The 19,175-nt window shown below is 62.0% G+C and carries 23 protein-coding genes and 1 pseudogene; 16 read left to right on the top strand and 8 right to left on the bottom strand.

Annotated features, from left to right (window positions below; all coding sequences use genetic code 11):
• Positions 1–84: 84 nt before the first annotated feature.
• Positions 85–414, bottom strand: a complete 330-nt coding sequence (locus ACP7A2_RS24650) for an EscU/YscU/HrcU family type III secretion system export apparatus switch protein (protein WP_426136402.1) — start codon at positions 412–414, stop codon at positions 85–87.
• Positions 411–1,988, bottom strand: coding sequence for a flagellar hook-length control protein FliK (locus ACP7A2_RS24645; protein ID WP_426136400.1), 1,578 nt, complete (start codon positions 1,986–1,988; stop codon positions 411–413). Before ACP7A2_RS24645 ends, ACP7A2_RS24650 begins: the two co-directional genes overlap by 4 nt.
• Positions 1,989–2,187: 199 nt before the next feature.
• Here ACP7A2_RS24645 and ccmA point away from each other — a divergent pair, with 199 nt between their 5' ends.
• The 10 genes from ccmA (at position 2,188) to ACP7A2_RS24595 (ending at position 9,540) form a co-directional block, all read left to right on the top strand.
• A complete protein-coding gene (gene ccmA / locus ACP7A2_RS24640) occupies positions 2,188–2,823 on the top strand; it encodes a cytochrome c biogenesis heme-transporting ATPase CcmA (RefSeq protein ID WP_426136399.1) in 636 nt (211 codons plus the stop codon).
• On the top strand, positions 2,820–3,488 hold the full coding sequence (gene ccmB, locus ACP7A2_RS24635) for a heme exporter protein CcmB (protein WP_348054544.1): 669 nt from the start codon (positions 2,820–2,822) through the stop codon (positions 3,486–3,488). Before ccmA ends, ccmB begins: the two co-directional genes overlap by 4 nt.
• Positions 3,489–3,575: 87 nt before the next feature.
• On the top strand, positions 3,576–4,331 hold the full coding sequence (locus ACP7A2_RS24630; RefSeq protein ID WP_426136398.1) for a heme ABC transporter permease: 756 nt from the start codon (positions 3,576–3,578) through the stop codon (positions 4,329–4,331).
• Entirely contained in the window at positions 4,328–4,504 is a 177-nt protein-coding gene (gene ccmD, locus ACP7A2_RS24625; protein ID WP_348054546.1) for a heme exporter protein CcmD, read from the top strand. Before ACP7A2_RS24630 ends, ccmD begins: the two co-directional genes overlap by 4 nt.
• A complete protein-coding gene (gene ccmE / locus ACP7A2_RS24620; protein ID WP_078741531.1) occupies positions 4,501–4,956 on the top strand; it encodes a cytochrome c maturation protein CcmE in 456 nt (151 codons plus the stop codon). The genes ccmD and ccmE overlap by 4 nt, the downstream gene beginning before the upstream one ends.
• Positions 4,957–4,959: 3 nt before the next feature.
• Positions 4,960–6,948: a heme lyase CcmF/NrfE family subunit gene (locus tag ACP7A2_RS24615; protein ID WP_426136397.1), complete on the top strand. Its 1,989-nt coding sequence runs from the start codon at positions 4,960–4,962 to the stop codon at positions 6,946–6,948.
• On the top strand, positions 6,945–7,481 hold the full coding sequence (locus ACP7A2_RS24610) for a DsbE family thiol:disulfide interchange protein (protein WP_071488488.1): 537 nt from the start codon (positions 6,945–6,947) through the stop codon (positions 7,479–7,481). Before ACP7A2_RS24615 ends, ACP7A2_RS24610 begins: the two co-directional genes overlap by 4 nt.
• Complete coding sequence (locus ACP7A2_RS24605) at positions 7,478–7,951, top strand: cytochrome c-type biogenesis protein (RefSeq protein ID WP_426136396.1); 474 nt, start codon at positions 7,478–7,480, stop codon at positions 7,949–7,951. The genes ACP7A2_RS24610 and ACP7A2_RS24605 overlap by 4 nt, the downstream gene beginning before the upstream one ends.
• The gene (ccmI, locus tag ACP7A2_RS24600) at positions 7,944–9,131 is read left to right on the top strand and encodes a c-type cytochrome biogenesis protein CcmI (RefSeq protein WP_426136395.1); all 1,188 of its coding nucleotides are present in this window, start codon (positions 7,944–7,946) and stop codon (positions 9,129–9,131) included. Before ACP7A2_RS24605 ends, ccmI begins: the two co-directional genes overlap by 8 nt.
• Positions 9,132–9,147: 16 nt before the next feature.
• Complete coding sequence (locus tag ACP7A2_RS24595; RefSeq protein ID WP_348054551.1) at positions 9,148–9,540, top strand: hypothetical protein; 393 nt, start codon at positions 9,148–9,150, stop codon at positions 9,538–9,540.
• A gap of 175 nt (positions 9,541–9,715) precedes the next feature.
• Here ACP7A2_RS24595 and ACP7A2_RS24590 read toward each other — a convergent pair whose 3' ends face one another.
• On the bottom strand, positions 9,716–9,982 hold the full coding sequence (locus tag ACP7A2_RS24590) for a DUF6124 family protein (protein ID WP_426136394.1): 267 nt from the start codon (positions 9,980–9,982) through the stop codon (positions 9,716–9,718).
• Between the two features lie 515 nt (positions 9,983–10,497).
• Here ACP7A2_RS24590 and ACP7A2_RS24585 point away from each other — a divergent pair.
• A pseudogene (locus tag ACP7A2_RS24585) lies at positions 10,498–10,734 on the top strand (alpha-D-ribose 1-methylphosphonate 5-triphosphate diphosphatase); the annotation flags it as partial.
• Positions 10,734–11,306, top strand: a complete 573-nt coding sequence (gene phnN / locus ACP7A2_RS24580; protein WP_426136393.1) for a phosphonate metabolism protein/1,5-bisphosphokinase (PRPP-forming) PhnN — start codon at positions 10,734–10,736, stop codon at positions 11,304–11,306. The pseudogene ACP7A2_RS24585 and the gene phnN, both read left to right, overlap by 1 nt.
• 108 nt (positions 11,307–11,414) lie before the next feature.
• Here the strand turns inward: phnN and ACP7A2_RS24575 are convergent, their stop codons facing one another.
• Positions 11,415–12,101 carry an ArsR/SmtB family transcription factor gene (locus tag ACP7A2_RS24575; protein WP_426136392.1) on the bottom strand — a complete coding sequence of 229 codons (687 nt, stop codon included), beginning with the start codon at positions 12,099–12,101 and terminating at the stop codon, positions 11,415–11,417.
• A gap of 76 nt (positions 12,102–12,177) precedes the next feature.
• On the opposite strand from ACP7A2_RS24575, the gene ACP7A2_RS24570 reads away from it, so the two are divergent.
• The 3 genes from ACP7A2_RS24570 (at position 12,178) to ACP7A2_RS24560 (ending at position 14,007) form a co-directional block, all read left to right on the top strand.
• Positions 12,178–13,290: a cytochrome P450 gene (locus ACP7A2_RS24570; RefSeq protein WP_426136391.1), complete on the top strand. Its 1,113-nt coding sequence runs from the start codon at positions 12,178–12,180 to the stop codon at positions 13,288–13,290.
• Between the two features lie 112 nt (positions 13,291–13,402).
• Positions 13,403–13,591: a type II toxin-antitoxin system HicA family toxin gene (locus ACP7A2_RS24565; RefSeq protein WP_426136389.1), complete on the top strand. Its 189-nt coding sequence runs from the start codon at positions 13,403–13,405 to the stop codon at positions 13,589–13,591.
• 11 nt (positions 13,592–13,602) lie between these two features.
• Positions 13,603–14,007, top strand: coding sequence for a type II toxin-antitoxin system HicB family antitoxin (locus ACP7A2_RS24560; protein WP_375068850.1), 405 nt, complete (start codon positions 13,603–13,605; stop codon positions 14,005–14,007).
• A gap of 105 nt (positions 14,008–14,112) precedes the next feature.
• On the opposite strand, the gene ACP7A2_RS24555 is transcribed toward ACP7A2_RS24560, so the two are convergent.
• A complete protein-coding gene (locus ACP7A2_RS24555; protein ID WP_426136388.1) occupies positions 14,113–15,309 on the bottom strand; it encodes an MFS transporter in 1,197 nt (398 codons plus the stop codon).
• A gap of 178 nt (positions 15,310–15,487) precedes the next feature.
• Here ACP7A2_RS24555 and ACP7A2_RS24550 point away from each other — a divergent pair, with 178 nt between their 5' ends.
• A complete protein-coding gene (locus tag ACP7A2_RS24550) occupies positions 15,488–16,102 on the top strand; it encodes a DUF5666 domain-containing protein (protein ID WP_426136387.1) in 615 nt (204 codons plus the stop codon).
• Positions 16,103–16,246: 144 nt separating this feature from the next.
• Here ACP7A2_RS24550 and ACP7A2_RS24545 read toward each other — a convergent pair whose 3' ends face one another.
• The 3 genes from ACP7A2_RS24545 to ACP7A2_RS24535 form a co-directional block, all read right to left on the bottom strand.
• Positions 16,247–17,251, bottom strand: a complete 1,005-nt coding sequence (locus ACP7A2_RS24545) for a sulfate ABC transporter substrate-binding protein (protein ID WP_426136386.1) — start codon at positions 17,249–17,251, stop codon at positions 16,247–16,249.
• Positions 17,252–17,356: 105 nt separating this feature from the next.
• Complete coding sequence (locus ACP7A2_RS24540; protein WP_348054561.1) at positions 17,357–18,181, bottom strand: ion transporter; 825 nt, start codon at positions 18,179–18,181, stop codon at positions 17,357–17,359.
• A 31-nt stretch (positions 18,182–18,212) separates the two neighbouring features.
• A complete protein-coding gene (locus ACP7A2_RS24535; RefSeq protein ID WP_426136385.1) occupies positions 18,213–19,085 on the bottom strand; it encodes an urea transporter in 873 nt (290 codons plus the stop codon).
• Positions 19,086–19,175: the final 90 nt, after the last annotated feature.

Raw genomic sequence — 19,175 nt, 5'->3', positions numbered from 1 at the left:
TAGCGGTGCATCAGTCATAAAGTTGGTGGCTGATACACCGCCATCGCAGGCAAGCCAGCTCCCACATTGGGTTATGTGTAGGGCTCAGTAATCGTCGCCACGCTCCGTCACATCCCGCTCCACCGGCTGCGCATTCGGGTCGTGCCCCGCCGGGAACTTGCCCTTGAGCGTCCAGGCAAACGCAATAATCTCCGCCACGGTGCGGTACAGCTCTTCCGGAATACTGTCGCCCAATTCCATGCGCGCCAGCAGCTTCACCAACTCCGCGTTTTCATAAATGGGTACTTCGTTTTCCCGCGCCAGCTTCAAGATGGCTTCGGCCAGGGCATCGTCGCCCTTGGCGGTCAGGGTGGGCGCTTGCTGGCCGTCGTACTTGAGGGCAATCGCCTGGCGCGGTGGCGTTTCGTTCTTCATGCGGTTTCATCCACCCAACGTTGTTCCAGCCCGGTTCGCGGCCCGCGTGGCGGGGTGCCGAGGTGGCAATCCAGGTCGCCCACGTTGATGCCCGACGTCACCAGCCGCTCGCGCAGGCTGCCCAGGTGGCTTTCGATCAAGCTGGCGGTGAACGGCCGCGTTGCCCATAACTGGCTGGACAGTTTCCCCTGAGTCAGTTGCGCCTGAACCTGCAACGGCCCCAGCGGCTCCATGTCGAACGCCAGCTCGACGCGCCAGAGCATCTGCTTGGGGTCTTTCTGGGTTTTGCGTTCGGGTTGGTCCTTGTCCGGCGGCGGTTCTTCGCGCTGGAACTTGACCTGCAACGGCACGATGTCCTGCAAGGTGCGCATGGGGATTTCCAGCTGCCAGGTGGTTTGCAGGCGACCATCGGCGGTGGTGCCGGTTTGTTCCAGGCTCGACAGCTGGTGGCTTTGCAGCCGTGAAATCGCAGCGGCCGCCAGGCGCAACAGGTTTTCCAGGTCGCCTTCTCCCTCCAGGCGCTGCATCAGCCGGTCCGGCAGCGGAAAGCTCGCGGGTGCCTGGCGAGCGCCGATCTGGCCGAGGGTGCCCAACGGGTTACGCACAAAGTTAGGCATTACCTGGGCGAGGGTGTTGGCCGCAAGAATGGCATTCAGGTTGGTGCCGGTGGGCAGGGCAGGCAGCAAGTCCGCGACCAGGCGCAGCAAGGCGCCTTTCATGTCCAACGGCGGTACTTGCGGGTTTTGCCCGGCGAGCAATTTGGCTTCCAGAAAGGCGCCGCTGTTCTGGATCACTTGCGCCAGCACTTTGGGATTGCTCACCTGGGCGAGGTCGGGCAGGGCGGCGAGCAGGCGGTCGGCGGCGGCGCGCAGGTCGGTGGAAGTGGTGTCGTCAGCAGGCAGGCTTTGCAAGGCGGTAAAGACCACGTCCAGCGAGCCTTGGCGACTTTGCTGGGTGGCCAGCTGCTGGCTGACTGCCAACTGGTCCTGGCGCCCGCTCAACGGCACGAAATTCAGGGTCTGCGCATTTTGCACCACGGCGCTGAGCAGGCTGCCGACCCGCAGCGGTTGCGGGCTTTCCACGGTAAGGGTCTGACCGGCCAGGGCGTTAGTCAGCACGGTCACCAGCGAGCGGTAGATCGCCGGTTGCGTGGTGCCTTGGGGCAGCATCTGGGTGGTCAGCACCTTGGCTTGCAACAGCGTGCCCACCGGCATTTGCGTGGTGTCGATGCGGGTGAGGGCAGCCACATTGGCGCTCAGGGCTTGCTGCAAGCTGACGGCCAGGTTGCCAGTCGGCGTCTGGCTCACCGCCACGTTGCTGCCCAGCGGCAAAGGCTGCGCGCTGCTGGCTTGGACCAGCGTCTGGCGACCGCCTTCGAGGGTCAGCTTGAGCAACAACTGAAACGCATCACCGCCCTGTTTAAGCGCAATGACCTCGGCGTTTACGGTTTTCCCCGGGTCGATCAGCCCCGTCTGCGGTTCCAGCAGTTTGAGCAACTCACCGGTCGCAGGCAGCGGAGCAGGCCCGGCCACGGGTGCTTGGGGAAGCGTAGGAAGGTTGATCTCACCGGTCATCGTGCGCGCCGTCTCGGGGGAAATTGCCCTCTTTAGAGTAGGGCATCGCATGTATAATGCCGCCCGTCTGCAAAGAGAGCGCTAAAAACCTCACAACTATTTGATCCAGCTCTCTAAAATCGGTCGCCAAAGCCGTTATTGTGCTTTCCCTATAACGGCCGCTGCACCGCCGACTTGAACCGTAAAGGCCCGCGATCTTTTGACCAGCCCTCTTCTTGAAGCCGTAGCGCTCTCCTGTGAACGCGACCTGCGCCTGCTGTTCGAGCACCTCGAACTGCGGCTGACGGGCGGCGACATGGTGCAAGTCAGCGGCCCCAACGGCAGCGGCAAAACCAGCTTGCTGCGCCTGCTGGCCGGTTTGATGCAGCCGACGGCCGGTGAGGTGCGACTCAACGGTAAGCCGTTGGCCGAACAACGCACCGAACTCGCGCGTAACCTGATCTGGATCGGCCACGCCGCCGGCATCAAGGACGTGCTCACCTCTGAAGAAAACCTCAGCTGGCTCAGCGCCCTGCATCACCCGGCTACGCGCGACGCCATTTGGCAAGCCCTGGCCGCTGTCGGCCTCAAGGGGTTTGAAGACGTTCCCTGCCACACCCTGTCCGCCGGCCAGCAGCGCCGCGTGGCCCTGGCCCGTTTGTACCTGCCCGGCCCGCCGCTGTGGATTCTCGACGAACCTTTCACCGCCCTCGACAAACAAGGCGTCGCCCAGTTGGAAGACCACCTGACCCGGCACTGCGAGAAGGGCGGTTCAGTCGTCCTCACCACACACCACACGCTGGCGCGCATGCCCGCCGGTTACCGCGACCTGGATTTGGGGCGGTGGTCGGCATGAGCGTCTTCGCCCTGCTGGTCGCCCGCGAAGCGCGGCTGTTGTGCCGTCGCCCGGCCGAACTGGCCAACCCGCTGGTATTTTTCGCCATCGTCATCGCGCTGTTCCCGCTGGCGGTCGGCCCCGAGACTAAACTGTTGCAAACCTTGTCCCCAGGACTGGTGTGGGTGGCCGCGCTTTTATCGGTGCTGCTCTCGCTGGACGGGCTGTTTCGCAGTGATTTCGAAGACGGTTCCCTCGAACAGTGGGTCCTTTCGTCGCACCCGTTGCCACTTCTGGTATTGGCCAAGGTGCTGGCACACTGGGCTTTTTCCGGCTTGGCGCTGGTCTTGCTCTCGCCGCTGTTGGCAATGATGCTGGGCTTGCCGTTTGAATGCCTGCCCGTGTTGCTGCTGTCTCTGTTGCTCGGTACGCCGGTGCTCAGCCTGTTGGGGGCGGTGGGCGCAGCGTTGACCGTGGGTTTGAAGCGGGGCGGCCTGTTGCTGGCCCTGCTGATTCTGCCGTTGTATATCCCGGTGTTGATCCTGGGCAGTGGTGCGTTGCAAGCCGCGCTCATGGGCATGCCGGCCACCGGTTATCTCCTGTGGCTTGGCAGCCTGACCGCCCTGGCGGTAACCCTGACACCCTTTGCTATAGCGGCCGGCCTGAAGATCAGCGTCGGCGAATAATGAGGTCTGGCTAAGCGTTATGTCTTAGTCAGTAAAGACCCTGAGAGCTTCCTGCCAAGACAGGAAGCCACCGTGATGGAAACAGCAATGAACTGGACCTGGTTTCACAAGCTCGGCTCGCCCAAATGGTTTTACGGCATCAGCGGCAAGCTGCTGCCGTGGCTGAGCATCGCCGCTATTTTGCTGATCGGCACCGGCCTGGTCTGGGGCCTGGCCTTCGCGCCGCCGGACTACCAGCAAGGCAACAGCTTTCGCATCATCTATATCCACGTGCCCACCGCGATGCTGGCTCAGTCCTGCTACGTGATGATGGCCGTGTGCGGCGTCGTCGGCCTGGTCTGGAAGATGAAAATCGCCGACGTCGCCCTGCAATGCGCCGCGCCCATTGGCGCGTGGATGACCGCCGTGGCGCTGGTTACCGGCGCAATCTGGGGCAAACCGACCTGGGGGTCGTGGTGGGTGTGGGACGCGCGCCTCACCTCCATGCTGATCCTGCTGTTTTTGTATTTCGGCCTGATCGCCCTGGGCAATGCCATCAGCAACCGCGACAGCGCTGCCAAAGCCTGCGCGGTGTTGGCCATCGTCGGTGTGATCAACATTCCGATCATCAAATACTCGGTGGAGTGGTGGAACACCCTGCACCAGGGCGCCACCTTCACGCTCACCGAAAAACCGGCCATGCCCGTAGAAATGTGGGCGCCGCTGCTGTTGATGGTGCTGGGGTTCTACTGTTTCTTCGGTGCCGTGCTGCTGATGCGCATGCGCCTTGAAGTGCTCAAGCGCGAAGCCCGCACTAGTTGGGTGAAAGCCCAAGTGCAAGCCTGCCTGGGAGCCCGTGGATGAATTTTGCGTCTTTCAGTGATTTTCTCGCCATGGGCCATCACGGTCTGTATGTGTGGACGGCCTATGGCATCTGCCTGACGGTGCTGGCCCTTAACGTCGCCGCGCCGATCCTGGCCCGCAAGCGTTACCTGCAACAAGAGGCGCGTCGTTTGCGCCGGGAGACCGATAAGTGAATCCGCTGCGTAGAAAGCGTCTGTTGATCATCCTGGCCATTCTGGCCGGTGTGAGTATTGCCGTGGCCCTGGCGATGAGCGCCCTGCGGGAGAACATCAACCTGTTCTACACCCCGACCCAAATTGCCAACGGCGAAGCCCCGGTGGGCACGCGCATTCGTGCCGGCGGCATGGTGGAGAAGGGCTCGCTGAAACGCTCTTCCGACTCCCTCGACGTCACCTTCGTCGTGACCGATTTCAGCAAGGCCGTGACCATCACCTATCGCGGCATCCTCCCGGACTTGTTCCGCGAAGGGCAGGGCATCGTTGCGCTGGGCAAGCTCAATGCCGACGGCGTAGTCGTCGCTGACGAAGTGCTGGCCAAGCACGACGAGAAATACATGCCGCCGGAAGTCACCAAGGCGTTGAAAGACAGCGGCCAAACTGCCCCAACCCCAGCCAAGGAGGGCTAAGTCATGACCTCAGCACTGTTTATTCCCGAGCTGGGCCAGTTGGCGATGATCCTCGCCCTGTGCTTTGCCATCGTTCAAGCCGTGGTCCCGTTGCTCGGCGCCTGGCGCGGTGACCGCCTGTGGATGAGCCTGGCGCAGCCGGCTGCCTGGGGCCAGTTTGCGTTTCTGGTATTCGCATTCGGGTGCCTGACTTACGCCTTTATGACCGACGACTTTTCCGTCGCCTATGTCGCCAATAACTCCAACAGCGCGCTGCCGTGGTACTACAAATTCAGCGCCGTGTGGGGCGCCCACGAAGGCTCGTTGTTGCTGTGGGCCTTGATCCTCGGCGGCTGGACCTTCGCCGTGTCGGTGTTCTCGCGCCAATTGCCGCAAGTGATGCTGGCCCGCGTGCTGGCAGTGATGGGCATGATCAGCATCGGTTTTCTGCTGTTCCTGATCATGACCTCCAACCCGTTCACCCGCATCCTGCCGCAGATCCCGGTGGACGGGCACGACCTCAACCCCTTGCTGCAAGACATCGGCCTGATCGTGCACCCGCCGATGCTCTACATGGGCTACGTCGGTTTCTCGGTGGCGTTTGCCTTCGCCATCGCCGCCTTGCTCGGCGGGCGTCTCGATGCCGCCTGGGCGCGCTGGTCGCGGCCGTGGACCATCGTCGCCTGGGCCTTCCTCGGCATCGGCATCACCCTCGGTTCGTGGTGGGCCTACTACGAACTCGGCTGGGGCGGCTGGTGGTTCTGGGACCCGGTGGAAAATGCCTCGTTCATGCCCTGGCTGGTGGGCACGGCGCTGATTCACTCGCTGGCTGTCACCGAAAAGCGCGGCGTGTTCAAAAGCTGGACCGTGTTGCTGGCGATTGCGGCGTTTTCCCTCAGCCTGCTCGGCACGTTCCTCGTACGCTCGGGCGTACTGACTTCAGTGCACGCGTTCGCCTCCGACCCGGAGCGCGGCGTGTTCATCCTGATCTTCCTGCTGTTTGTAGTCGGTGGCTCCCTGACCTTGTTCGCGTTGCGCGCACCCGTGGTCAAGAGCCAGGTCGGCTTCAACCTGTGGTCGCGGGAAACCCTGTTGCTCGGCAATAACCTGGTGCTGGTGGTGGCTGCGTCGATGATCCTGCTCGGCACGCTTTACCCGCTGGCGCTGGATGCCCTCAGCGGTGCCAAGCTGTCCGTGGGCCCGCCGTACTTCAACGCGTTGTTTATCCCGTTGATGGGCCTGTTGATGGTGGTGATGGCGGTCGGCATGCTGGTGCGCTGGAAAGACACCCCGGTGAAATGGCTGGCGGGCATGCTGATGCCGGTGCTGCTGGGCAGCGTGGCCCTGGCGGTGATCGCCGGGTTCGCTTACGGCGATTTCAATTGGGCAGTTCTCGCGACCTTCCTGCTCGCCGCCTGGGTGTTGCTGGCCGGCCTGCGCGACATCGTCGACAAGACCCGCCACAAAGGCTTGATCAAAGGCCTGCCTAGCCTGACCCGCAGCTACTGGGGCATGCAAATTGCGCACCTCGGCATCGCCGTGTGCGCCCTCGGTGTGGTGCTGTCCAGCCAGAACAGCGCCGAGCGCGACCTGCGCCTGGCGCCTGGCGAGTCCATGGACCTGGCCGGTTACCACTTCATCTTCGAAGGCGCCAAGCATTTTGAAGGCCCGAACTTCACCTCGGACAAAGGCACCGTACGTGTAGTGCGCAACGGCAAGGAAATTGCCGTGCTGCACCCGGAAAAACGCCTGTACACCGTGCAAAGCTCAATGATGACCGAGGCCGGTATCGACGCAGGTTTCACCCGCGACCTCTATGTGGCGCTGGGTGAACCCTTGGGCGACGGTGCCTGGGCCGTGCGCGTGCATGTGAAACCGTTCGTGCGCTGGATCTGGTTCGGCGGTTTGCTCACAGGCTTTGGTGGCTTGCTTGCCGCGCTGGACCGACGTTATCGGGTCAAGGTCAAGAGCCGGGTGCGTGAAGCCCTCGGCCTCTCAGGAGCGGCGGTATGAAGCGTTGGTTGATGGTTGTGCCGCTGGCAATGTTTTTGGTGGTGGCGGTGTTTCTGTATCGCGGCTTGTACCTGGACCCGGCCGAGCTGCCCTCGGCAATGATCGGCAAGCAGTTCCCGGCGTTCAGCCTGCCGACGGTGCAGGGCGATAAAACCCTGACCCAGGCCGACTTGCTGGGCAAACCGGCACTGGTCAACGTGTGGGGCACCTGGTGCATCTCCTGCCGCGTGGAACACCCGGTGTTGAACAAGCTCGCCGAGAAAGGCGTGGTGATCTACGGCATCAACTACAAGGACGACAACGCCGCCGCGCTGAAATGGCTGGCGGAATTCCACAACCCGTATCAGCTGGACATCCGCGACGAAGACGGCAACCTCGGCCTGAACCTCGGCGTGTACGGCGCCCCGGAAACCTTCTTCATAGACGCCAAGGGCGTGATCCGCGACAAGTACGTCGGCGTGATCGACGAAGTGGTCTGGCGCGAGCAACTGGCCGCCAAATACCAGGCCCTGGTTGACGAGGCCAAACCATGAAGCGTCTGTTAGCCGCTGCGGTGCTGGCGCTGGGTCTGGTCGGTGTGGCCCACGCCGCCATCGATACCTACGAGTTCGCCAAAGAGGGTGACCGTGAACGTTTTCGCGAGTTGACCAAGGAACTGCGCTGCCCCAAATGCCAGAACCAGGACATCGCCGACTCCAACGCGCCCATCGCCGCCGACCTGCGCAAAGAGATCTTCCGCATGCTGGAGGAGGGCAAGGACAACCAGCAGATCATCGACTTCATGGTCGACCGCTACGGTGATTTCGTGCGCTACAAACCGGCCCTCACCGGCAAGACCGCGCTGCTCTGGTTTGGCCCCGCCGGGCTGTTGCTGGCGGGCGTGGTGGTGATGGCGGTGATCGTGCGCCGTCGCCGCGCCGCGCCGACTGATGGTTCCGACGCGCTCTCCCCGGATGAGCGCAAACGCCTCGACCAATTGCTGGACACCCAGACTGATGATTGATTTTTGGCTCGCAGCAGGGTTGCTGCTCCTGATTGCCCTGAGTTTCCTGTTGATCCCTGTATTGCGCGGCCGCCGCGCCCAGCGTGAAGAGGACCGCACCGCGTTGAACGTGGCGCTCTACCAGGAACGCGTCGCCGAGCTGCAAGTGCAGCAGGACGAAGGCGTGTTGAATAACGCGCAACTCGACACCGGCCGCGCCGAAGCCGCGCGTGAATTGTTGGCCGACACCGAAGGCGTGGAAAAGCCTCGGGAGTCGCGCCTGGGCAAACCCTTGCCATTGTTGGCGGCGTTTCTGGTGCCGGTCCTGGGTGTAGCGCTGTACCTGCATTACGGCGCCAGCGACAAGGTTGAACTGACCCGCGAATTCTCCCAGCCGCCGGTGTCCATGCAAGACATGACTCGCCGTCTTGAACGCGCCGCCGCCGCGCAGCCGGATTCGCCCGAAGGCCTGTACTTCCTCGGTCGCGCCTACATGGCTCAAGACCGTTCCGCCGATGCGGCGAAGATCTTCGAACGCACCGTGGCCCTGGCCGGCCGCCAGCCGGAACTGCTCGGCCAGTGGGCGCAGGCGCAGTATTTTGCTGACAACAAACAGTGGTCGCCCAAGGTTCAGGCGTTAACCGATGAGGCGTTAAAGCTGGATCCGAAGGAAGTCACCAGCCTCGGCTTGCTGGGAATCGCCGCCTTTGAAGGCCAGCGTTACCAGGAAGCCATCGACTACTGGAATCGCCTGTTGGCCCAATTGCCACCGGAAGACAATTCCCGCGCCGCGCTGCAAGGCGGCATCGACCGCGCCGCCGAGAAGCTGAAAGAAAGTGGCGGCACCGTCGCGCCTCAAAAATCCGCGATGAAAGTGCGTGTGGACCTGAGCGCTGACGTGAAGGCCAAGGCCTTACCTACCGACAGCGTGTTCATCTTCGCCCGCGCCGTGAACGGCCCACCGGCACCGTTGGCCGCCAAGCGCGTCACCGTCGCCGAGTTGCCGATCACCGTTGAACTGGGCGATAGCGATGCGATGATGCCGCAGTTGAAACTGTCGAACTTCCCCGAAGTCCAACTGGTTGCGCGCATATCCCGGGCCGGTCAGCCGACCACTGGCGAGTGGATCGGCCGCAGCCAACCGTTGGCCAGCGCCACCACTGCCCTGCAGCAGCTGACCATCGACAGTCCGGACAAGTAAATCGAGGAAAACGCCCATGACCGCATTTGCACGCATCACCCTGCTCAGCCTGGTACTCGGCTTGAGCGCCTGTGCGGTCCACCGGCCACCTCCCGGCCCAACCGGGCCGACCATACCGTCCTCCGGCCCGTCGACCCAGCCAAGCACTAAACCCTCCGGCCCGGTCACGCCACCCAAAGCGCCGCCAAGCTCCTCGCCAACCTTCGCCCCACCCCCGGGCGCCGCCAGCCACTGGGACGGCAAGATGCAGGTGTATGTGCTGGAAGAACAACCCGACACCTTCTACCGCCAGCGCACGTACTACCGCTGGAGCAACGGCTGGAGCCGCTCCATCAGCCCGAATGGGCCGTGGGAAGAAACCAGCGTGCAAGGCGTACCACCTGGCTTGAGCAAGCAATACGCACAATGAAAAAAGGCGACCTCTACAGGTCGCCTTTTTCATACCCGTGAAATGCATTCTTGCATCCACCGGAGCTCAAATGTGGGAGCTGGCTTGCCTGCGATAGCGTTGTGTCAGCCAAATATCTGCCAGCTGACCCACCGCCATCGCAGGCAAGCCAGCTCCCACAGGGATCACCGCGCCATCAAGCCACGGGACACTCCCGATTCAGCGCTTCATTCACCCACAGCTGCGCGATCTCAATCATCTGCACCACCGCCAGCACCTGCTTGCGGCCTGAGCCACCCAAATGCTCGGCGCAGTCGTACGCGCACACAGTCGCCGACTCAAGCATCTCGCAGGCGTTGCTCAAGGCAACTTCAGTACTGAGGCCGGGGCGGACAGTGAAGATTACGTCGGGTGGTGTTTGATTCGGGGTGGATGGTGGGGGATTGGGCGTGACTTTTTTCATGGTGAAGCTCCTATGAATGAGCACCTCCATCTCGCTACCACACGATGTAAGGAGGCGACTGTACACGGGGTGGTAGACCGGTCATAGAAACCCGGCAGGCCGAAGCCTCCCGTGCACAGCCGCCACAAAGCAGCCCGCACAAAAAAACGCCCTTAAGCGTTTTGGGGATCTATGAAGGAACCGGGCTACCACACCCGTTCGCTGATTTTGCAGCGACCCGCGAAGGTTAGCGGCGAGGTTGACCGGACGCAACCCGAAATCTGTGTAGGGCAGATCCTGATTGCTGAATCCACCCCGCCGCCCCTGTTGCAAGCGGGCTTTTTTGTGGCGAGCGGGCTTGCCCCGCGTTGGGCTGCGCAGCGGCCCCAAAACCTGACGACGCGTCCTGTCTGACTGATCGCGGTGGCCTTAATGGGGCTGCTTCGCAGCCCAACGCGGGGCAAGCCCGCTCGCCACAAATGGCCAACTCCAATGATTGCCTCGAGCGCAGGCTGTCAGGCACAGGGCATTAAAGCGTGATGGGCGCGCCGAACGTGGTGCGTGGTGGGTCGCACTCGGGTAATGTGGCCGCCGCCGGATTGCTGGATATACTTTCCAGCAACTACTACCCGGCCAGCCTGTCGCAAGTGGCGGGCCTGAATGATCGGGGTGAGATTGCGATTGGGCTGCGTGCGGATTTGGTGCAGGCTCGCCGCTGTGACGGGCTTCCCGTGGTGCAACACGTCTGGCGACAGGCGAAGAGGGTGTTTTGATGGCAGGCAGGTTGATCTATCTCATCGGGCCTTCCGGTTCGGGCAAGGACAGCCTGCTGGATGCTGCGCGGCCACGTTTGGCCGAGCGCGGTTGCCGGATTGTGCGCCGCGTCATCACCCGCTCGGCGGAGGCGGTGGGCGAGGCGGCGCAAGGCGTGAGCCCGGAACAGTTTGCCGCGATGGAGGCTGATGGCGCGTTTGCTCTCAGCTGGCATGCCAACGGGTTGGCCTACGGCATCCCGCGCGAAATCGACGACTGGATGGCGGCGGGGGAAGACGTGCTGGTCAATGGCTCCCGCGCGCACCTGGCGCAGACTCGCGAGCGTTATCCGGCCTCGCTGGTGTTGCTGCTGACGGTGGATCAAGCCGTGTTGCGCCAGCGCTTGGTCGCGCGCGGGCGTGAATCGTTGGCCGACATCGACGAGCGCCTGGCGCGCAATGCACGCTTTACCGCCGAGATGATTGCCGACAAGGGGTCGGCCTTGTTTGTGCTGGACAACTCCGGCCCGCTGGAACACAGCGTCGAGCGCCTGCTGTGCTGCCTGAACCACGGGCACTCGACATGCACCTGACCCTGCTCGGCACCGGCTACGCGCGGCAAATCCCGGTGTGCCACGCGTGTGCCCTGGCCCGCCGCCATCGCAGGCGAGCCAGCTCCCACCTTCTGAGCTTTGTTGTTTTCAGGTGTGTATTCCAAAACGGCTCATGAGGGCTTTGCGGCCTTGGGGTGTCAGCCCGAGCGCGCGGCTATCCAGGTCCTGGGTCATCCATTCACGGCTGATAACGTTCTGCAGCAATGCAGCACCCAGCGCGCCCGCCAGATGCGGGCGGCGCATGCTCCAGTCCAGGCACGAACAGGCAAAGTGCCGTCGCTGCGCGCGCAGTGTGGCCACATCAAGCCCGAGTTCAATCATCACTGATTCACCCGACGCGCTGAGCTGGTAAGTGCCGTCACCGACCAGCCATCCCGCCGCGACAAAATGGTCATGCAACTGCACCGCGAGCGTGCCTGCCATGTGGTCGTAGCAGGTGCGCGCAAACTGCAAGCGGCTGGGGGTGTTCGGCACAAAGGCCTTTGCGCTGTTTTGACTGATGACCATGAGACCTTCAATAGCCTGAGCCACCTGCGGGCCAGCGAGGCTGTAGTAACGATGGCGGCCCTGGTTGCGCACTGTAATCAGCCCGTCTTCCTTGAGCCTGGCCAAGTGGGCGCTGGCGGTAGACGCGCTGACCTCGGCGATCACTGCCATTTCGGTGCTGGTGCGCGCATGGCCGTCCATCAGCGCGCAGAGCATTTTCGTGCGCGCCGGCTCCGCGATTGCACCCGCAATGTGCGAGAGGGCGGCGTCGTCATCGTGGCCGTTCATAGTTCGTTCCTGAGCGAAGCGTTTGCGTGGGAGGCCGCCGATAGTACCGGTTCTTGACGAGAACAGGACGTACTGAATGACTCCGCTGGACGCTGCAACCCATGCTGACCCCTATGCCTATTACGCCGTTTTGCGACGCGCTGACGGGTTGCGCTTCGATGCTGACCTGGGCATGTGGCTCGCCAGCCGTGCGCAGACGGTCGAGGCGGTTTTGGCCCATCCCGAGTGTCGCGTGCGACCCCAGCATGAGCCCGTGCCTTGCGCGATTGCGCAGGGCGCGGCAGGTCAGGTGTTTGCGCGCTTGATGCGCATGAACGAGGGGGCAGGACATCGCTGCCCCAGAGCGGTAATCGAGCCTGCGCTGGCGGCGTTGAATGCTCGGCACGTTGCAGACGCGGTGACTCAACTCAGTGCCGGCATGAGAGGCCTGGATGAGTGGATGTTCAGGTTGCCGGTTTCGGTGGTTGCGCGTCTGTTGGGCGTGCCCGATGAGGAGTTGCACAACACCGCTGTGCTGACGCGGGATTTCGTCGCGTGCCTGTCGCCGCTGAGCAACGAAGAGCAACTGCGTAACGCTGATTTCGCAGCGTCGCAGTTGCAGCAGATGTTCAGCGGTGTGCTGGAAGAAACGGTGTTGCTCGCAAGGATTCGCAACGCCCGTTGGGAGGACGCGCGGGCAGTGAATCCGAACCTGATCGGGCTGCTGTCGCAAACCTGCGAAGCGACGGCAGGCCTGATTGGCAACACGCTGGTAATGCTCGCCCGGCGGCCTGAGCTGGTTGAGCAGGTTCAGCGCACGCCGACCCTGGCGACCGCGTTGGTGGCGGAGGTGGCGCGCTACGATTCGCCGGTGCAAAACACCCGCAGGTTTGTGGCGGCGCGTTGCACCGTCGGGGGACGTATCGTGGAAGCGGGCGATACCATTCTGGTGGTGTTGGCAGCTGCCAACCGGGATCCCGATGCGAACCCTGATCCTGACGATTTCCAGCTTGAGCGCCTGCAACGGCGCGTCTTCAGTTTCGGCTCGGGAAGGCATCAGTGCCCGGGCCAGGCGCTGGCTTTGAACCTTGCTGCGCAAGCCATTCTGGAGGTTCTGCGTCGGCAGCCATCGGTGCTCGCCAGTGTTGCCAACTTTGGGTATTGGCCATCACTGAATGGGCGTATCCCGCGTTTTGACGCTGTGCCGTAACGTCAGCTTCCAACATCCGGTAAAACAACCGTCGATCAGAGTGACGCATTCTGTGCTTGAGTAAATATAACTCTAGGGTTACTTTTATTCAGGCCAAGCCAAGGAGGCTGGGGTGCAAAGCAGGTTATTGATCAAGGAATTGCAAGAGGCGGGCTGGTTGCTGGATCGGGTTACCGGCAGTCATCATATTTTCACTCACCGTTACAGCCCGTACACGATCCCGGTGCCGCATCCCAAGAAGGACCTGCCGTTGGGCACCGTTCGAAGCATCAAGAAACGCGCCGGCTTGTTTGAGTTTTAAGGAGAGTATTCATGCAATACCCAATGTGTATCGAATGGGGCGATGACTTCACCGCCACCGGCATTCAGATCCCTGACATTCCGGGCGCCGTCACCGCCGGGGACAGTTTTGAAGAGGCGTACAACGCCGCCGTGGAAGTGGCGCACATCCTGTTGCAAGAGATCGCGGCAGAAGGTGGGCCGATTCCGATGCCAACATCGGTGGCCAATCACCACGCCCATGAGGATTACGCCGGCATGGGCTGGGGGATGCTGGAGCTGGACATCTCGCCCTATCTGGGCAAGACCGAGAAGGTCAATGTGACCTTGCCCGGTTATGTCATCCAGCGCATCGACCGTTATGTGCGTGAGCACAAGGTCAAAAGCCGCTCGTCGTTTTTGGCGGATGCGGCGCTGGAGAAGTTGGTGCGTTCGTAACGCGATCCATGTGGGAGCTGGCTTGCCTGCGAAAGAATCGCTGCGGTACACCTGAATCACCGAGGTGCCTGCATCGCAGGCAAGCCAGCTCCCACAGTAATGCCTCTAGGCAACTGCCGGTGCTGCCTGGCGCGAAGCACTCAGAAAACGCAGCAACGCGACGAGCGGGAACGCACTGCCTACCAGCATCACGCCCAGCCAGCCGCCATGTTCATACACGCTGCTGGCAATTGCCGAGCCGAACGCACCGCCGATGAAGATGCTGGTCATGTACAGCGCGTTCAGGCGGCTGCGGCTGTTGGCGTCGAGGGCGTAGATGGCGCGTTGGCCGAGGACCATGTTCATCTGCACGCAGAAATCCAGGACCACACCCGTCACCGCTAGGCCAATCACGCTATACAGCGGGTGCACAAAGGCTGGCAGAAAGCTCAACGCGGCAAACAGCATCGCCAGTAGCGAAGCGCGGTGCGTGTGGCCCGCATCGGCGAGGCGGCCAGCGATGGGGGCGGCGATGGCGCCCAGGGCACCTACCAGCGCAAACAATGCGATCTGGCTCTGGCTCAGGCCGTGGTTACGCGCCAGTTCCAGCGGGGCGGCGGTCCAGAACAGGCTGAAGGTGGCGAACATGCAGCCCTGATAGAACGCGCGCTGGCGCAGTACCGGTTGCTTGCGCAGCAAGGTGCCGAGGGACCGCAGCAACTGGCCGTAGCTGGCGCTGTGGTCGGGCTGACGCTTGGGGATGGTCAGCAGCAGGACCACGCTGATAAACGCCATCAGCGCGGCGGCGGCCATGAACATCGCGCGCCAGCCGAAGTGGTCGGCCACCACGCTGGACACCGGCCGTGCCAGCAGGATGCCCAGCAGCAGGCCACCCATGATGCTGCCGACCACGCGGCCACGGGATTCGGCCGGCGCCAGGTGCGCGGCCAACGGGATTAGGATTTGTACCGACACCGAACTGAACCCGATCAGCAACGACACCAGCAGAAACAGGTTTGGCTGCTCGGTAAACGCCGCGCCCAGCAGGCTGGCGATGGCCACCACGGTGGTGGTGATCATCAGCTTGCGGTTTTCCAGCAGGTCACCCAGTGGCACCAGGAAAAACAGCCCGAGGGCATAACCGATCTGGGTCAGCGACACAATCAGGCTGGCCATCGCTGGTGTGAGGCCGATGTCCGGCGCGATCAATTCGATGATCGGCTGGGCGTAGTAGATGTTGGCCACAATAGCGCCGCAACAGAACGCAAACAGCATCACCATGCCTCGGGTCATGGTGCTCGTAGCGGGTGGGATAGCATTCATGGCGTTCTCGTTAAAGCGAAGGAAGATGGCGAGGCAGAGTAATGACAATGCCGTGGCCGGAGTAGAGCGTTGGCGGTGATATCACTCATGCCGAAAATTAATGACTGAATCGTTAACGTTCGGGTCGAACGGCAATGATACATTCAGCCACAACTGCCGAAACAGGAAATCCACTTTCATGAAAATTACGCTGAACAAGATGATCCTGGCTTCAACCCTTGCCGCCGCTATGGCAATGGGCTTGGCCAATGCCGCTGAGGCCCCGCGCGTCGGCGTGCGCGGCGCCATCACGGCGGTCGACGGCGATGCGATCCACGTCAAGGTCAACAGTGGCGAAGACGTCACCGTGCACCTGACCAAGGACACCCAGGTGCGCGCCGTGACCCTGGCCAAGATCGATGAGATCAAGCCCGGCAGCTACATCGGCTCCGCTGCGATGCCGAATGCTGATGGCACCCTGACCGCACTTGAAGTCCACGTTTTCCCACCGGCCATGGCTGGCACGGGCGATGGGCATCGCGCGTTTGACCTCAAGGAAGGCAGCAGCATGACCAACGGTACCGTCGGCGACCTGGTGGTCAGCAACGGGCGCACCTTGACCGTCAGGTACAAGGGCGGCGAACAGAAGATCGTGGTGCCGGATGATGTGCCGATCGTGAACCTGGAGCCGGGCGATCGCAGCTTGCTCAAGGTGGGGACGAAGGTGGTGTTGTTCGCGGCGCAGGCAGCGGATGGGACGGTGACGGCTCAGGCCATCTCGGCTGGCAAGGATGGCGTAACACCGCCGATGTAACTGACGAACACAGAGCCCAATGTGGGAGCGGGCTTGTGTGGGAGCTGGGTTGCCTGCGATGCAAACACCTCGGTATGTCAGCAGGACCGAGGTGATGCTATCGCAGGCAAGCCAGCTCCCACAGTTTTTACTGCGTTTCGTCAGTTACTGCCCGCTGTAGATCTGATCAAAAATCCCGCCATCATTGAAGTGGGTTTTCTGCACGGTGCGCCAGTCCCCAAAGGTCTTCTCTACCGACAGAAAGTCGACTTTCGGGAAGCGGTCGGTGTATTTGGCCAACACCTTCGGATCACGTGGACGCAGGTAGTTGTTGGCCGCAATTTCCTGACCTTCCGGCGACCACAGGTACTTCAGGTAATCTTCGGCAGCCGCTCGGGTGCCTTTCTTCTCGACCACCTTGTCGACCACCGACACCGGCGGCTCAGCTTCAGCCGAGACGCTTGGGTAGATCACTTCGAACTGATCACGGCCGAATTCAAGGGCGATCATCTCTGCTTCGTTTTCAAAGGTCACCAGCACGTCGCCAATCTGGTTAGTCATGAAGGTGGTTGTTGCGGCCCGGCCACCGGTGTCCAGCACTGGCGCTTGTTTGAACAGTTTGCCGACAAACGCCTTGGCCTTGTCTTCATCACCGCCATTCTTGAGCACATAACCCCAGGCCGACAGGTAGGTGTAACGGCCGTTACCCGAGGTTTTCGGGTTGGGCACGATCACTTGCACACCGTCTTTGAGCAGGTCTGGCCAGTCTTTCAGGGCTTTGGGGTTGCCTTTGCGCACGATAAACACGGTGGCTGAGGTGAACGGCGCGCTGTTGTTCGGCAGGCGAGTGACCCAATTGTCGGGCACCAGTTTGCCGTTGTCTGCCAGAGCATTGATGTCGGTGGCCATGTTCATGGTGATCACGTCAGCTGGCAGGCCGTCGATCACCGAACGCGCTTGTTTGCTGGAGCCGCCGAAAGACATCTGCAAGGTCAGCTTGTCGTCCGGGTGCTCGGCTTCCCAATGCTTCTGGAAGGCGGCGTTGTAGTCCTTGTAGAAATCGCGCATCACGTCGTAGGAGACGTTGAGCAGAGTGACCGGTGCGGCGTGGGCTGCACCGGCCAGGGCCAGGCCGGCGGCCAGCAGAGAGGCGCTAACGAGTTTTTTCACTGCTCATTCCTTGTTGTTCGAGAAGGTGATCGGTTAAGTGGGGGCAATTTGCCAGCGACTATAGCGGGCACTGCATAGACGCTTAAAGATTAAAACGCTCTGTGCTTATTCCAGTTTATGGAAAAGATTATTGCCACAGCGCGAGCAAAACGCCGCGTTGGGTTCGTGGTTGTTCTTCTTGCACACCGGGCAGTCGTGCTGCAATTGTTCACCGCGCATGGCGCTCGCCAATTCGGCGGTGAAAATCCCGGTGGGCACGGCAATGATTGAATAACCGGTGATCATCACCAGCGACGAAATCACCTGGCCCAACGGTGTTTTCGGCACGATGTCGCCGAAGCCCACGGTGGTCAGGGTCACGATGGCCCAGTAGATGCCCTTGGGAATACTGGTAAAGCCGTGCTCCGGGCCTTCGATCACGTACATCAAGGTGCCAAACACCGTCACCAGCGTGCACACGCTGACCAGGAACACCACGATCTTCTGCTTGCTGCCGCGCAACGCGGCCATCAGGTAGTTGGCTTGCTTGAGGTACGGGCTGAGCTTGAGCACGCGGAAAATCCGCAGCATGCGGATGATGCGGATAATCAGCAGGTACTGCGCGTCGCTGTAATACAGGGCGAGAATGCCGGGCACGATCGCCAGCAAGTCCACCAACCCATAAAAGCTGAAGGCATAACGCAACGGCTTGGGCGAGCAATACAGCCGCAAGCCGTACTCGATGGCGAAGATCAGCGTGAAGCCCCACTCGATATAGGCCAGCAGGTTCGCGTAGTTCTGGTGGATCTGGTCGATGCTGTCGAGCATCACGATCACAATGCTGGCGAGGATGATCAGCAACAAAATGCCGTCGAAGCGCCGCCCGGCCGCCGTATCGCTCTGAAATACCATGACGTAGAGTCGCTGACGCCAGTCGTTGTTGCTGTCCATAAAACCCGCCCGAATCGAATGTCGAGAGAGCCTAGGGGGATTCGAACCGGCTGTCCACGCGGGCTTTGAACATCCGCCCGCTGGCGCGCACCAGCCAGCAGGCGAGGATAAACGGCGCGGTCAGCGCGGGCAGGTGTAAGGCGGCAAAACCGGGGGTGAGGATGATCGCCAGCAGGATGCCGAGCATGGGCAGCCACGGCTGGCGACGTGACTGGCTCAATGCCAAAGCCGCCAGCGCCGGGTTATAGCTGTGCAGGCCGAGGAGGGCGCTGGCGGGCTCGTCCAGCAACAGGGCAATCAGCACGCCACCGCTGGCGCCGATCAAGGCCCATAAGGCGGCGCGGCGGTTGGCGAGCAGCAGGCCCAGCGCAATCAAGGCGCCCGCCACGGGCTGGTCCATCAGCATGATTTGCGCGAGGCCGGTAAACGGCGCGGTGAGGAGGGACAGCGTATCGGGTTCAGTCAGGACGAAAGTGCTCTCGGGCACCGTGCCCATCAGCAACCAGCCGAGGCCCACGAAAGGCGCGGTGTAGGCGGGCAAGTCATCGGGCCGGGCGGCGTGTTTCAACCATTGGCGCGTGAGGATCGCACTCAGGCTGCCGCACGCGAGAATCAGCGGCGGCAACAGGGCCGACCAGGCGAAGTGCTGGCTGATCAACAGGCCCAGCAGCACGCCGTTGTAGCTGTAAAGCCCGGCCTGGCGCTCGGCCTTTGGATAACCCCGGCGCTGGGCCGTGAGCAACCCCGCGACGCCACCCAACAGCGCGCCGCCAAGCAAAGCCTTGGCGCCCGTCAGGATGGCCAGCAGGCACAGCAAGCCACACAGTGGATGGCGCTGCAGGAAAATTTGGCTGAAGCCGTTGAGCAGGGCTTCGGCCCAGTCGGGGCAGGTTTGGTTATTCATTTTGTGTGAGTCAATGGGACCGAGTTGCCCCCAATCGCAGGCAAGCCAGCTCCCACACTTGATTGGGTTCACAGATTTAAGGATGTGAAT

The organism is Pseudomonas sp. PWP3-1b2, assembly GCF_049896045.1.
GTDB classification, from domain to species: domain Bacteria; phylum Pseudomonadota; class Gammaproteobacteria; order Pseudomonadales; family Pseudomonadaceae; genus Aquipseudomonas; species Aquipseudomonas antarctica_B.
This window is presented reverse-complemented; position numbering and strand designations above follow the sequence as displayed.